Origin of the sequence: Nocardiopsis aegyptia (assembly GCF_013410755.1) — a bacterium.
GTDB classification, from domain to species: Bacteria; Actinomycetota; Actinomycetes; order Streptosporangiales; family Streptosporangiaceae; genus Nocardiopsis; species Nocardiopsis aegyptia.
The window spans coordinates 3933650-3948368 of record NZ_JACCFS010000001.1; the positions used below are offsets into that span (position 1 = coordinate 3933650).

The following is a 14719-nucleotide window of genomic DNA, read 5'->3' on the forward strand; positions in this document are numbered from 1 at the left end:
GAACCGGAAGCAGTCCCCACCGTGCGCCTCCTCTTCACAGCGACCCCAGCCACCGGTCCGGCCGTGAACGCCCCGGACGGCTCCGGTCCCGTCGCCTCCTCGCCCCTGCGCCTGGACATGCTCGTCGACGCCGACCCCAGCGCGACGGTGCGGCAGCTCGCGGACGTCGTCGACCCCATGGTCCGGACCCTGCCGCGCACCGACGGCCGGAGCGTCCCGCTCTACGTCGGCGACCAGCGCATCGACCCGGCCACCTCCCTGGCCGACGCCGGCATCCTGGACGGGGCGGTCATCGGGGTCGGCGGACCCGCCGAGGTCAAGGACGAGCCGCCCGGCGTGGCCGAGGTCCGCGTCGTCTCCGGCGCCGACGCCGGACGCGTGGCCCGGCTCGACCCCGGCGACTACCTGGTCGGCGACCACGAGAGCGCGGTGCTCGTCGTCGACGCCGACGGCTACTGGGCGCGCGTCCGCGTCGCCCCCGACGGCAGCGCCACCATCCTGTCCACCAGCAGCGGCGACGGCGCGTCGCTGGAGGGCGACACCGTCGCCCCGGACACCGCCTGGCCGCAGGGTGAGCAGCTCACCCTCGGCGGCACCCTCTTCGAGGTGTGGCCCAACCACCGCCCCGACGCCTCCGTCGTGCCCTCCGAGGACGGCACCGGTCTGGACTACAACCGGCCGCCGCGCCTGCACCCGGCACCGACCAAGACCAAGTTCAAGCTGCCCAACCGGCCCGAGCAGCCGGACCGGCCGATCGCCCAGCTCATCATGATGATCCTCATGCCGATCACGATGGCGGTCGGCGGCGCGCTCATCATGAACCGGCCGCAGATGCTCCTCATCGGCCTGCTCGCCCCCGTCTCCGTGCTGTTCATGCAGCTGATGCAGCGCCGCACCTCCAAGGCGCGCTACGAGAAGCAGCTCCAGGAGTTCGAGGAGAAGACCGAACGGGTCACCAGGGACGCGCGCGACGCCCTCGTCGCCGAACAGCGGCGGCTGCGCGACACCTGCCCCGACCCCGCCGCCGTCCTGCTGCTGGCCACCGGACCGCGCTCCCGGCTGTGGGAGCGACGCCAGATCGACGAGGACTTCACCCAGCTGCGCGTGGGCACCGGCAGCATCCCCTCGCAGGTCGTCCTCACCGACCCGGAGAAGGACGACCACCGCAGGGAGGTCACCTGGGACATGCGCGACGTGCCGGTCAGCGTCTCGGTCAAGGACAACGGGGTCGTGGGCGTGGCCGGCCGCGGCGAGGGCGCCCAGGCCCTGGAGCGCTGGCTGGTCGCCCAGCTCGTCACCCTGCACAGCCCCGCCGAGCTGCAGCTCTACCTCCTGTCCATGGAGGGCGACCACAACCGCTGGCGCTGGACCCGGTACGTGCCGCACCTGCGCGGCGACCTGCCCCAGCTCTCGCTCGGCCGGATCGGGATCGACGCCACCACGTGCGCCCGCCGCATCTCCGAACTCCTGATGATCCTGGAGAGCCGCACCAGGGCCCGCAACGACGCGAGCGCCGAACCGGCGATCGTGGTCGTGCTGGACGGCGCCCGCCGCATCCGCTCCCTGCCCGGTGTCGTCCAGCTGCTGCGCGAGGGTCCCGAGGCGGGAATCTACGTCCTGTGCCTGGACGCCGAGGAACGGCTGCTGCCGGAGGAGTGCCAGGCGGTCGTGAGCATCACCCCGCACGGCATGCGCCTGCGCCGCACCAGCTTCGACAACGTCGAGGACGTGCGCGCCGACGTCCCCTCCGCCGCGTGGGCCGACCGGCTGGGCCGGGCCCTGGCCCCGGTCCGGGACAGCAGCGTGGGCGACAGCGGCGGCAACCTGCCGCGCAGCTCCCGCCTGCTCGACGTCATCGGCCTCGAACCGCCCAACGGTGAGGCCATCGCCGCGCACTGGGCCGGCGGCGGACGCAGCACGGTCGCCACGCTCGGCGTCGGCCTGGACGGCGCGTTCTCCGTCGACATCCGCCGCGACGGCCCGCACGCGCTCATCGCGGGCACCACCGGTTCCGGCAAGTCCGAGCTCCTGCAGACCCTCGTGGCCTCGCTCGCGGCGGTCAACCGGCCCGAGTCGATGTCCTTCGTCCTCATCGACTACAAGGGCGGCAGCGCGTTCAAGGACTGCGTCGCGCTGCCGCACACCGTCGGCATGGTCACCGACCTGGACACCCACCTGGTCGGGCGCGCCCTGGTCTCCCTCGGCGCCGAGCTGCACCGCCGCGAGCACATCCTCGCCAAGGCGGGCGCCAAGGACATCGAGGACTACCTCGAACTCCTGGACCGCGACCCGCGGATGCCGCAGATGCCGCGGCTCATGCTGGTCATCGACGAGTTCGCGTCCATGGCGCGCGAGCTGCCGGACTTCGTCAAGGGCCTGGTCAACATCGCCCAGCGGGGCCGCTCCCTGGGCATCCACCTGGTCCTGGCCACCCAGCGCCCCGGCGGCGTGGTCACCAACGACATCCGGGCCAACACGAACCTGCGCATCGCGCTGCGGATGACCGACGAGAGCGAGAGCCGCGACGTCATCGACGCCGCCGAGTCCGCGCACATCGCGATCGACACCCCGGGCCGCGCCTACGCCCGGCTCGGCCACGCGTCCCTGCTGCCCTTCCAGTCCGGCCGGGTGGGCGGCCGCCGGATCGTCGCGGCCGCCGACGCCTCCGACCCCGTCGCCCACGCGGTGAAGTGGTCGGACCTGGCCCTGCCCGCGCCGACCGCCGCCGCCGGCCAGCAGGAGGGCGGCGACGTGGAGGTCACCGACCTCACGGCGCTCGTGGAGGCGATCAGGGAAGCGACCGAGCGGGTCGGCGCGCGCCGCCAGCCCAGCCCGTGGCTGGAGGCGCTGCCCACCGGGCTGACCCTGTCCGAGCTCCTGGGCGGCCGGCCCCCGGCGGTCGAGCCCGGCCGCGTCCGGCCCGTGCCCGTGGGCCTGATCGACGTGCCCTCGCAGCAGCGCCAGTACCCGTACACCTTCGATCTGGCCAAGACCGGGCACCTGCACGTGATGGGTTCGGGCCGCACCGGCCGCTCCCAGACCCTGCGCACCATCGCCGCCTCCCTGGCTCTGGGCCACCACCCCGGCGACGTGCACATGTACGGGCTGGACTGCGGGAACGGCGCCCTGCTGCCGATGGAGCGGCTCCCGCACTGCGGCGCGGTGGCCCAGCGCACCCAGGGCGACCGGGTCGTGCGGCTGCTCGGACTGCTCGGGGAGGAACTGGACCGGCGGCAGAAGCTGCTGGCGGCGCACGGCTGCGCCGACCTGGAGGAGCTGCGCGCCAAGGTCGCCCCGGCCGAGCGGCCCGCCCACATCGTGTTGTTCATCGACCGCGTGGACGCGTTCGAGCAGGCCTTCGGCGAGTACAACTACGGCGCGCTCGTGGAGGACGTCACCACCCTGATGCGCGACGGCGCGGGCGTGGGCGTGCACGTGGTCGCCACCGGCGACCGCATCCTGACCCGCACCAAGTACTCCTCCACGACGGAGGACCTGCTGGTCCTGCGCTGCAACGACCCCGGCGACTACAGCTCGGCGGGGCTCCAGGCGCGCTCGCTGCCCGAGGAGATCCCGGACGGCCGGGCCTTCCGCGCGTCCGACCACCTGGAGGTGCAGATCGCGCTGCTGACCAAGAACCTCCAGGGCGCCGCCCAGGGCGCGGAGGTCGGGCGCATCGCCGACTTCGTGTCCCGGCGCCCGCAACCCGAGGGCATGCCGCGGCCCTTCCGCGTCGACGTGCTGCCGGACCAGCTCGCCTACGCGGACATGGGCCGGTACCGCACCGGGCGCCCGCGGCCGCTGCACGCGCTCGTGGGTGTGGGCGGCAACGAGCTCGACGCCGTGTACGCCGACCTGTCGCGGGTCCCCACCTTCCTGGTGAGCGGGCCACCGCAGTCCGGCCGGTCCAGCATGCTCACGACGATGGCGATGTCGCTGCTGGAGGCGGGCACGGAGCTGCTGCTGGTCACCCCGCGCGGGTCCCGCCTGACCTCCCTGCGCTCGCACCCGGGCGTGCGCGCGGTCGTCGACGCCGCCGAGCCCCGGCTCTCACAGCTGCACGAGGCGCTGGGCAGGTTCGAGGCGGAGACGGCCGTGGTGATGATCGACGACGCCGAACTGCTGCTCCAGAGCGATCTGGGCAAGGAGTTCACCCGTATCGCCCGGGGCATGGTGGGCGAGGGCTGGGGGATCGTCGCCGCGGGCACGAACGAGGCGCTCCAGGGCGGGTTCAACGGTTGGCACGTCCACCTCAAGCGGAACCGGATCGGAGCCCTGCTGTCCCCGCAGTCGCAGGCCGACGGCGAGGTGCTGGGGCTGCGGCTGCCCAAGGGCGTGGCCGGTCCGCGGCTCACGCAGGGGACCGCCTACCTGCATCTCGGCGACGGCCGTGTGCGGCAGGTGAGGGTGCCGATGCCGTGATCCGGTCACGGGCGGGCGAAGCGCTACTATCCAGAGGCCCCCTTGGTCACGGTTTCTCCCACCATGCCCACCCGTCACCCGCCACCGCCTGCCCCCATCCGGTGCTCTTCCGCCCGTCGCTCACCAGGATCTGTTCGCAGTGAACCCACACCCCTCATCCGTCACACTTCCGGCGTCAGCCACCGACCTGACCTCCACCGACCCCGCCCGCATCGGCCCCTACCGGCCGATCAAGCGGCTGGGCTCGGGCGGCATGGGCGTCGTGTACGCCGCCCAGGACGCGGGCGGCGACCTGGTCGCGGTGAAGCTGATCCACCCCGAGTACGCGTCCGACGCCGAGTTCCGGGCCCGCTTCGCCCGTGAGGTCGACCTGCTGCGGACGGTGGGCGGCGCGTGCGCCGTGCCCCTGCTCGACGCGGACACCGACGCCGAGCGGCCGTGGCTGGTCACCCCGCTGATCCGCGGCCTGACGCTCAGCGCCTACATGCGCAAGTTCGGTGCCCTCGACGAACAGCTGCTGATCGGGTTGGCCGCGGGCGTGGCCGAGGCGCTCGCCCAGATCCACGAGGCGGGCATCGCGCACCGCGACCTCAAGCCCGCCAACATCGTCCTGTCGCCGGACGGGCCGCGGGTCCTGGACTTCGGCGTGGCGCGGGCCGTGGACCAGACGGCGCTGACCCGGACCGGCTCGGTCCTGGGCTCGCCCGGCTGGATCAGTCCCGACCACTACCGCGGGGCCCCGCCCAGCACCTCCGACGACATCTTCGCCTGGGGCGCGCTCGTCACCTACGCGGCCACCGGCCGCCCGCCCTTCGGCAGCGGCGACCCGGCAGCGATCGCCCACCGGGTGATCAGCGGCGAGGCCGACATGGACGGCTTCACCGGGCCGCTGGCCGATCTGGCGCGGCGCGCGCTCGCCAAGGAGGGCGCCCAGCGGCCCACCGCCCTGGAGATCGTCTCCGGGGTCGTCGCCGCGAGCCACCCCGGGCGCTCCTTCGCCCCGGTGGCCTCGGCGGAGGCGGCGGGCGGCGTCATGGGCGCCCTGGTCGACAACAACTGGCAGGGCGTGCAGTCCGCCCCCGAACGCGACGTCGCCGTCACGGCGGTCCGCGGGGAGCGCGGTGCCGGGCGCGTCCTGGCGCTGGTCGGCGCGGGTGTGGCGGCCCTGGCGCTGATCGCCGGGCTGGGTTTCGGCGGCGTGGCGCTGGCCAGGAACTGGGACGCCCTGCCGATCGCCTCCTGGTTCTCCACCGAGGAGGCCGCGGGCGAGGGCGGCGAGGCCTCAGGCGGCGACGGGTCGGGCGAGCAGCGCCGGCCCGGTCCGGTCGGCCAGGAGCCCACCGAGGACGCCTCCCCGTCCGAGGACCCCTCCGACGACCCCTCGGAGGAGGCTTCGGAGGACGGGGAGGACGAGGACTCCGACGGCGGCTCGGGCGGCGAGGAGACCACCACGACGGCCACGGTCGGCGCCGGGGTCAGTGCCAGTGGCGCGCGGCCCTCGGGCCAGCACGTGGTGGCGTTCCAGCCCTCGGGCGGCTCGGGCCGCTACGCGGTCCTGGACGGAGCCACCGTGCTGTGCGCGTGGAGCTTCTGCCAGGGGAGCCAGAGCGGGCAGGTCGGCGACGGCAGTGCCGGATCGGTGTCCTCCAGCCCGCAGGCCCTGACGGGCTACGCCAACGCGGGCAACCGCACGGTGCTGGCCGAGGTCACCTACACCACCGACGAGGACGGCACCGTCACCATCACCCGCCTCGTCGAGCAGCACCGGGCCTCCGGCTCCGGCTCCACCCCCTGGTAACGACGGACGACCGATGAACACGAACAGGACTGACATGCTCCGGACCTCCGCGCACCGGGCCTCGACCAGGATCGTCCCGGTGCTGAGCCTGGCACTGAGCCTGGCCCTCCTCGTGGTCGTGGCCGACCCGGACCCGGTGTCCGCCGCCTCCTACGGGGGGCAGTGCGGCAGCGGGTACTCCAAGGTCAACGACGCCGCGATCAGCGGCGGCACCGTCTTCCTCACCTACAACTCCTCGTCCGGGAAGAACTGCGTGGTCGTGGTGCGCAACAGCACCGGTGCCGGCATGAACATGCACGCGGCGCTCAAGACCAGCGACGGCACGGCGTGGCAGACCGACAAGGGCGACTTCACGCAGTACGCGGGGCCGGTCTACGTCTCGGCGGCGGGCTCGTGCGTGGACTGGGGCGGCCAGATCGGCAACGAGTGGATCGTGCGCACCGGCACCAACTGCGGCTAGGGCGGACGACCGGGAACGCCCGCGAACGCGGATCGCCGGAAGCGCGAGCGGCCCCGCCGGGGCGGAGCCGCTCGCGTTCCCGGATCAGACCGGGTAGAAGCTGAAGGCTCCGTACATCGAGATGCTCAGGGTGTGCTCGCTGACGGTGCCGCTCGCCTCGTCCAGGGACTGGCAGGTGAAGGGCGCGTCGGTGTCGGTCTCGCCGCGGACCAGGTCGGCGTCCATGTCGCAGAGCACGTACTCGGTGTTCTCGCTGTAGCGGAGGGCGTCCTCGACGACCTCGCGGATGAGCGGCCCGTCGTGCAGTTCGGCCTGGTAGTTGATGAGGATGCCGGAGGACTCGATGGTGATCGTGTACTCGAACTGCTCGCCGAGGAAGGTCACGGTGCAAGTGGCCGACTCGCCCTCCTCGCCGGCGATCGCGGGGCACTCGTAGGTGGCGTCCGGGTCGTTGACCTTGGCGAACGTCGCGACCTGCTCCAGAGCCTCCCACGCGATGCGGTCGCCCAGGGGCGCGTCGGAGGCGGGCTCGGGCGGAAGCCCGGACGTGTCCAGTTCGGGAGCGGCGGCGGGGATGGGGCCCTGGTTGAAGTCCCCGGTGTCGGCCGCCGCGGCCTCGGTGGTCTCCTCGACGGGGTCGGCGGTGTCCACGGCCCCGGTCGGTGCGGGTTCCTCCGCGCCCGAACAGGCGGTCAGGGCCAGAGCGGAGCCGGCGGCGGCCAGGCCGAGGGCGATACGGCGCTTGCGGGTGGGGTTCTGCATCAGGATGTCGTCCTCAGTGCTGAGTGTGCGGGGTGAGCGGGGGTGAGCACCGGGCCAGTGGCTGTGGCTCGCGGATGGTGAGTGTCCTGAAGTGGCCGGTCGGTTGCGCCTCTGGGTAGGATGTGACACAGGTCACCTCGTGGGGCGCTGGGCGGAGGGAGTCCCTCCCGACCAGCGCGGCGTGATCCGGCGGTGGCCGGACCGGGCCCGACACGGCGGGGGCGGGAACCGTTCCCACGGGTCGGCTTCCCCGGACACAGCGGGAGACGGCGGTGGAGCGGAGTGAAGCGCCACACCCCGCCGCCCCGGAGCCGAATCTCGTTCTCTACCATCTCGAAGTATGGACGTTTCCGAGAGCGGGGCCGGCGGAGCCGCGGCCGGACCCAACTGGGCCGGGGGGTTCCCCGAGGCCTCGTACGAACAGTGGCGCGGACTCGTGGCCGGCGTGCTGCGCAAGAGCGGGGTCGCCGAGGAACGGCTCACGGACGCGCCCGAGGCGGTCCTGGCCACACCCACCTACGACGGCTTCGACATCGCCCCCCTGTACACCGCGGACCCGCCCGGCGCCGACCCGGGCCTGCCCGGCCAGGCCCCCTTCGTGCGCGGCTACCGGCCCGGCGGGCACGCCCGCGACGGCTGGGACATCCGCGCGCGCCACACCGACGCCGACCCCGCCACCCTGCGCCGCCGCCTGCACGACGACCTGATGAACGGCGTGTCCTCGCTGTGGATCGCCGTGGGCGCGACTCCCGAAGCACCGGCCCGGCCCGCCGGAGCGGCCGTGCGCGGGCTGCCCGCCTCCGCGCTGGGCGAGGCCCTGACCGACGTCCACCTCGACCTGGCCCCCGTCGTCCTGGACGCCGGACCGGACTACGCCGAGGCGGCCCGGGCCCTGCTCACCGCGCACGCCGACGCCGGCGTCCCCGACGGGCGGATCATCTCCCACCTGGGTGTGGACCCCCTCACCACCGCCGCCCGTGCCGGCGCGCGGCCCGGGGTGGCCGACGCGGTCCGCTTCGCCGCCGAGCACGCCGCCGACCGTCCCGGGCTCGGCCTCGTGGTCGCCGACGGCACGCTGGTCCACGACGCGGGCGGCTCCGAGGCCCAGGAGATCGGCTTCGCCGTCGCCGCCGGCACCGCCTACCTGCGGGCCCTGCACGAGGCCGGGCTCGACCTGGCCGACGCCGCCCGCCGGATCGAGTTCCGGCTGGCCGCCAACGCCGACCAGTTCTCCGTGATCGCCAAGCTGCGCGCCGTGCGCGGCATGTGGAACCAGGTGCTGGCGACCTGCGGCGTGGCGGCCGAGCACCGCACGATGCGCCTGCACGCCGCCACCTCCACGGCGATGATGACCCGCCGCGACGCGCACGTGAACATGCTGCGCACCACCGTGGCGTGCTTCGCCGCCGGGGTGGCCGGCGCCGACTCGGTGACCGTCGCGCCCTTCGACTCCGCCGTGGGCCTGCCCGACGACTTCGCCCGCCGGATCGCCCGCAACACCCAGTCCCTGCTGGTGGAGGAGTCGCACCTGGCACAGGTCATCGACCCGGCCGGCGGGTCCTTCTACGTCGAGTCGCTCACCGGGGACCTGTACCGGGCCGGCTGGTCCTTCTTCCAGGAGGTCGAGGGCGCCGGCGGCGCGGCCGACGCGATCGGTTCCGGGCTGCTCGCGGAGCGGGTGGACGCGGTGTGGGAACGGCGCCGACGGGACCTGGCGCACCGCCGTGCCCCGCTGACCGGGGTGAGCGAGTTCCCGCACCTGGACGAGATCCCGCTGGTGCGGCCCGCCGATCCGGCGCACCGGCCCTCCGCGGGGTTCCCCGTGCGGCACTACGCCCAGGACTTCGAGGAGCTGCGCGACCGGGCCGACGCCCAGGCGGGCGACACCGGCCACCGCCCGACCGCCTTCCTGGCGACCCTCGGTCCGGTGGCGGCGCACACCGCTCGGGCCTCGTTCGCGGCCAACCTGCTGGCCGCCGGGGGCATCGCCGTGCACGAGCCGGGGCCCCTGGAGGAGGCCGGGGCGGTGGCCGAGGCCTTCGCGGCCTCGGGCAGCCGGATCGCGGTGATCTGCTCCTCCGACACGGTCTACGCCGACCGGGCCGAGGCCGTGGCCCGCGCACTCAAGGGGGCCGGGGCCCGCAGGGTTCTGCTGGCCGGCGCGCCCCGCGACGCCTACCGGGAGGCCGGGGTGGACGCCTTCGCCCACCGCGGGTGCGACGCCGTCGCCCTGCTCACCGACCTGGCGGACGTGATGCTCACCGACCCGGCCCACCCGTCGCCCACCACCGCCCGAGGGGGGCGTTCCACGGGGGGCGGGCTACCACCCTCAACGGACGCCTCCGGCGCAGATTCTTCAGGACTCGTGGAGAGGGCGAGCTCATGACCCAGGACCGGATCCCCGACTTCTCCACCGTGGAGGCGTGCCCGCCCGAGCCCTCCGCCGCCGCGGGGGCCGCGAGCGCCGCGGCCGACTGGCGGGCCGCCGTGGAGGCGGACACCGGCAAGGCGGTCGACGCCCTGGAGTGGGAGACCCCCGAGGGCATCGGCGTGCGGCCGCTCTACACCGCCGCCGACCGCGAGGGCCTGGACTTCGTGACCGGGCTGCCGGGCGTGCCGCCCTACCTGCGCGGCCCCTACCCGACCATGTACGTCAACCAGCCCTGGACCATCCGCCAGTACGCCGGGTTCTCCACCGCCCAGGAGTCCAACGCCTTCTACCGGCGCAACCTCGCCGCGGGCCAGAAGGGCCTGTCGGTCGCCTTCGACCTGGCCACCCACCGCGGCTACGACTCCGACCACCCCCGGGTGGCGGGCGACGTCGGCATGGCCGGCGTGGCCATCGACTCCATCTACGACATGCGCCAACTGTTCGACGGCATCCCGTTGGACCGGATGAGCGTGTCCATGACCATGAACGGCGCGGTGCTGCCGGTCCTGGCGCTGTACATCGTCGCCGCCGAGGAACAGGGTGTGCCCCCCGAGAAGCTGTCGGGGACCATCCAGAACGACATCCTCAAGGAGTTCATGGTCCGCAACACCTACATCTATCCGCCGGGCCCGTCGATGCGGATCATCTCCGACATCTTCGCCTACACCTCGCAGCGGATGCCGCGGTTCAACTCCATCTCGATCTCCGGCTACCACATGCAGGAGGCCGGGGCCACGGCCGACCTGGAGCTGGCGTACACCCTGGCCGACGGGGTCGAGTACATCCGTGCCGGCCAGCGGTCCGGGCTCGACGTGGACGTGTTCGCGCCGCGCCTGTCGTTCTTCTGGGCGATCGGGATGAACTTCTTCATGGAGGTCGCCAAGCTGCGCGCGGCCCGGCTTCTGTGGGCGCGCCTGGTCAAGGACCTGGGGGCGCGCAAGGACAAGTCGCTGAGCCTGCGCACCCACTCCCAGACCTCGGGGTGGTCGCTCACCGCCCAGGACGTGTTCAACAACGTGGCCCGCACGTGCGTGGAGGCCATGGCCGCGACCCAGGGCCACACCCAGTCGCTGCACACCAACGCCCTGGACGAGGCGCTCGCGCTGCCCACCGACTTCTCCGCCCGCATCGCCCGCAACACCCAGCTGCTGCTGCAACAGGAGTCGGGGACCACCCGGGTGGCCGACCCGTGGGGCGGCAGCTTCTACGTGGAGCGGCTCACCGAGGAGCTGGCGGACAAGGCATGGGCGCACATCCAGGAGGTCGAGAAGGCGGGCGGGATGGCCGCCGCGATCGACGCAGGCCTGCCCAAGATGCGCATCGAGGAGGCCGCGGCGCGCACCCAGGCGCGCATCGACTCCGGCCGCCAGCCGGTGATCGGGGTGAACAAGTACCGCCCCGACACCCACGACGAGATCGACGTGCTCAAGGTCGACAACTCCAAGGTGCGCGCCGAGCAGCTGGAGAAGCTGGCGCGGCTGCGCGCCGAGCGCGACGAGGAGCGGGTGCGGGCGGCGCTGGACGCCCTGTCGGCGGCGGCCGCGGGCGAGTCGACCGCCGACGCGTCCCTGACCAACAACCTGCTGGCGGCGGCGGTCGACGCGGCGCGCGCCAAGGCGACGGTGGGGGAGATCTCCGACGCGATGGAGAAGGTCTTCGACCGGCACGCCGGCCAGGTCCGTACGATTCAGGGCGTGTACAAGGACGAGGTGGCCGGCAGCGCGGACGCGGCGGGGATGATGGACCGGGTGATCGCCCGCGTGGACGACTTCGCGGAGGCCGAGGGGCGGCGACCGCGCATCCTGGTCGCGAAGATGGGCCAGGACGGGCACGACCGGGGCCAGAAGGTGATCGCGACCGCGTTCGCCGACCTCGGGTTCGACGTGGACGTGGGCCCGCTGTTCCAGACCCCGGCCGAGGTCGCCGCCCAGGCGGTGGAGTCCGACGTGCACGTGGTCGGGGTGTCGTCGCTGGCGGCGGGCCACCTGACCCTGGTGCCGTCGTTGCGCGAGGAACTGGCGGCGCTGGGCCGCGCCGACATCATGATCGTGGTGGGCGGGGTCATCCCCCCGGCCGACTTCGAGGCGCTGCGGCGGGCGGGCGCGTCGGCGATCTTCCCGCCCGGCACGGTGATCGCCGAGGCCGCGATCGGCCTGCTGGACCAGCTGGAGGAGCGCTTGGCCGAAGACGGGCCGCAGGAGGGGGAGTGAGCGCGTGACCCCCCGACGCGGGCGGCCGGTGGACGTGGACGCCCTGGCCGAGGGCGTCCTGGCCGGTCATCGTCCCACCCTGGCCCGGGCCATCACCCTGGTGGAGTCCCGCCGGGCCGACCACGCGCGGGCCGCGCAGGACCTGCTGGTGCGGCTGCTGCCGCACACAGGGAACGCGCGGCGGGTCGGCATCACGGGCGTCCCGGGCGTGGGCAAGTCCACGTTCATCGACGCCCTGGGCAGCCGCCTGACCGGGGACGGGCACCGGGTGGCGGTGCTGGCGGTGGACCCGTCCTCCACCCGCACCGGCGGGAGCATCCTGGGGGACAAGACCCGGATGGCGCGCCTGGCGGTGGACCCGAACGCGTTCATCCGCCCCTCGCCCACGGCGGGCACCCTGGGCGGGGTCGCCAGGGCCACCCGGGAGACCATGCTGCTGATGGAGGCGGCCGGGTTCGACGTGGTGCTGGTGGAGACCGTGGGCGTGGGCCAGTCCGAGGTGACGGTCGCCGCGATGGTCGACTGCTTCCTGTTCCTGACCCTCGCGCGCACCGGTGACCAGCTCCAGGGCATCAAGAAGGGCGTGCTGGAGCTGGTGGACGTGGTGGCCGTCAACAAGGCCGACGGTCCGCACGCCGACGACGCGCGCAAGGCGGCCCGGGAGCTGTCCCGGGCGCTGCGGCTGCTCCAGCCGGTGCATCCGCGGTGGCGCCCGCCCGTGCTCACCTGCAGCGGGCTGACCGGGGACGGGCTGGACGAGGTCTGGGCCGCGGTCGGCGAGCACCGCGCGGTCCTGGAGGACGACGGCGGGCTGGCCGACCGGCGCGCGCGCCAGGGGGTCAGCTGGATGTGGGACCAGGTGCGCGACCGGCTGATGGACTCCTTCCTGCGCGATCCCCGCGTGAGCCGGCTCACGCCGGGCCTGGAGGAGGACGTGCGCTCGGGGGAGACGACGGCGACCCTGGCGGCCGACCGGCTCCTCGACGCCTTCACCCGTGGTGACGACACGGGGGAGGAGCGCACGATCGGTGACCGTGTCGTCGGTGATGGTCACGGTGACCGTTGACCGAGCGCGCGAGGTGGGCGTGATGTCGTGAAATGACCCACGGTCAAGGGGACAAAACGGGCTGCCGGAAGGGGGTTCGTGCCTGCGAGGCGAAATTTTCTTTCGCGATGCCATTTCCTCCCGGGCGGTTCGCTTATACCGTGTGTGTCCAACGACTGACCTGACCCTCGAACGCGAGCCTTCTCCTCAAGGTCCGGCACTGTGGGAGTGCTGCCGGACCGGTGGCCGCCGTTCGTCGGTCTGCGTATGGTGAACCGAAGGGACCCCTCACCATCACAACGTGGGGCCGGGAGGAGTGAACGTGCACAGGCTTGGGCTGAGCACGCGGGTCGAAAGCCACAGCGTGATCGTCGCGATCGTGGGAGAACTCGACATCGCGACCGCCGCCGACCTCCAGGAACACATCCAGTCCGCGATCGAGGACCACGGACCGTGGTTGATCCTGGACCTGTCCGAACTGGACTTCATGGATTCGAGCGGTCTGAACGTCGTCATCAACGCCTACCGCACCGTGCGTGAGCTGCACGGTTCGCTGGCGTTGGCCGCGCTCAACGAACGCGTCACCAAGGTCGTCCGCCTGGTCGGCCTGCACCGACAGGTTCCGGTCCACCAGACCGTGGCCACCGCCGTCGCGGCGATGGACGCGCTGGAGGCCAAGCGCCAGGCCGGATAGCCGGGGAGCATGAACCGGTTCCTTCCCCGGAGTCCCATCGACGTCTCCTGGGACCACAACGGCCACTACCACGACCACCTCCTCCGCCAGATCCCCGCACACGTCGACCGCGACCGGGGGCGTGCCCTCGACGTCGGATGCGGTGAGGGTCGGTTCGCCCGGAGACTGGCGGAGCGTGGACTGGTGGTGGACGCGGTCGACGCGTCGGCCGACATGATCGCGCTCGCCCGGGCGCGCACGCCGACGCGTCTGTCCGTGCGCTACCAGGCGGCACCGCTGGCCGAGGCCGAGCTGGATCCGGCGGGGTACGGGTTCGTCAGCGCCATCGCGAGCCTGCACCACATGCCCTTCGCCCCTGCCCTGGAACGCCTGGCGGGCGCCCTCGCGCCCGGCGGCACTCTGGCCGTGCTCGGCCTGTACAGGGAGCAGGACTGGACCGACCTCGCCACGAGCCTGGCCGCGCTGGGCCCGCAGTGGGCGATCGGGCTCGGACTGCGCGCCGGCCGGTTCCTGACGGGCACGCCCGACGTCGGGGCGCGGGAGAAGAGCGCCAGGCCGATGCCGATGCGCGACCCCGAGATGGGGCTGCGCGAGATCCGCGAGACCGCAGCCGACGTCCTTCCCGGCTCCCGCGTGCGCCGCCTGCTGATGTGGCGCTACTCGCTGGTGTACACCCGCCCCGCCTGAGCCCAGGCTTGACGTCTCGCCTGGTGGTGGCCGGTGCGCGCCCGGTCGCCCGACCCGTCCCCGACCTCCTCCTCGCCCACGGGACACGGAGGCGGAAACGTGCCGGGGGTGCTCGGACAGAAAGCTCCCACGAGAAGTATCTTGGTATCCGTGCTGAATTCACGAGGTACCGCTGGGACACCGCACCCGAACTTCGACGGCTCCGGCGCC

Annotated in this window: 9 protein-coding genes; 8 read left to right on the forward strand and 1 reads right to left on the reverse strand. The window is 73.3% G+C overall.

Annotation, left to right across the window (positions count from 1 at the left end):
* Nucleotides 1–63 precede the first annotated feature (63 nt).
* The 3 genes from HNR10_RS17700 (at nucleotide 64) to HNR10_RS17710 (ending at nucleotide 6680) form a co-directional block, all read left to right on the forward strand.
* Nucleotides 64–4422 carry an FtsK/SpoIIIE domain-containing protein gene (locus HNR10_RS17700; protein ID WP_312889321.1) on the forward strand — a complete coding sequence of 1453 codons (4359 nt, stop codon included), beginning with the start codon at nucleotides 64–66 and terminating at the stop codon, nucleotides 4420–4422.
* Between the two features lie 139 nt (nucleotides 4423–4561).
* Nucleotides 4562–6220: a serine/threonine-protein kinase gene (locus HNR10_RS17705; RefSeq protein ID WP_179824967.1), complete on the forward strand. Its 1659-nt coding sequence runs from the start codon at nucleotides 4562–4564 to the stop codon at nucleotides 6218–6220.
* Nucleotides 6221–6233: 13 nt separating this feature from the next.
* Nucleotides 6234–6680 carry a spore-associated protein A gene (locus tag HNR10_RS17710; protein WP_376769762.1) on the forward strand — a complete coding sequence of 149 codons (447 nt, stop codon included), beginning with the start codon at nucleotides 6234–6236 and terminating at the stop codon, nucleotides 6678–6680.
* 84 nt (nucleotides 6681–6764) lie between these two features.
* Here the strand turns inward: HNR10_RS17710 and HNR10_RS17715 are convergent, their stop codons facing one another.
* Nucleotides 6765–7442 carry a hypothetical protein gene (locus HNR10_RS17715; protein ID WP_179824969.1) on the reverse strand — a complete coding sequence of 226 codons (678 nt, stop codon included), beginning with the start codon at nucleotides 7440–7442 and terminating at the stop codon, nucleotides 6765–6767.
* A 340-nt stretch (nucleotides 7443–7782) separates the two neighbouring features.
* Between HNR10_RS17715 and HNR10_RS17720 the strand changes: the two genes are divergently transcribed.
* The 5 genes from HNR10_RS17720 to HNR10_RS17740 all read left to right on the forward strand — a co-directional run bounded on the left by HNR10_RS17720 (nucleotide 7783) and on the right by HNR10_RS17740 (nucleotide 14509).
* The gene (locus HNR10_RS17720) at nucleotides 7783–9828 is read left to right on the forward strand and encodes a methylmalonyl-CoA mutase family protein (RefSeq protein ID WP_179824970.1); all 2046 of its coding nucleotides are present in this window, start codon (nucleotides 7783–7785) and stop codon (nucleotides 9826–9828) included.
* A complete protein-coding gene (scpA, locus tag HNR10_RS17725) occupies nucleotides 9825–12083 on the forward strand; it encodes a methylmalonyl-CoA mutase (RefSeq protein ID WP_179824971.1) in 2259 nt (752 codons plus the stop codon). The genes HNR10_RS17720 and scpA overlap by 4 nt, the downstream gene beginning before the upstream one ends.
* A 4-nt stretch (nucleotides 12084–12087) precedes the next feature.
* Nucleotides 12088–13149: a methylmalonyl Co-A mutase-associated GTPase MeaB gene (gene meaB, locus HNR10_RS17730; RefSeq protein WP_312889322.1), complete on the forward strand. Its 1062-nt coding sequence runs from the start codon at nucleotides 12088–12090 to the stop codon at nucleotides 13147–13149.
* 301 nt (nucleotides 13150–13450) lie between these two features.
* Nucleotides 13451–13822 carry an STAS domain-containing protein gene (locus tag HNR10_RS17735; RefSeq protein ID WP_179824972.1) on the forward strand — a complete coding sequence of 124 codons (372 nt, stop codon included), beginning with the start codon at nucleotides 13451–13453 and terminating at the stop codon, nucleotides 13820–13822.
* Between the two features lie 9 nt (nucleotides 13823–13831).
* A complete protein-coding gene (locus tag HNR10_RS17740; RefSeq protein ID WP_218897822.1) occupies nucleotides 13832–14509 on the forward strand; it encodes a class I SAM-dependent methyltransferase in 678 nt (225 codons plus the stop codon).
* Nucleotides 14510–14719: the final 210 nt, after the last annotated feature.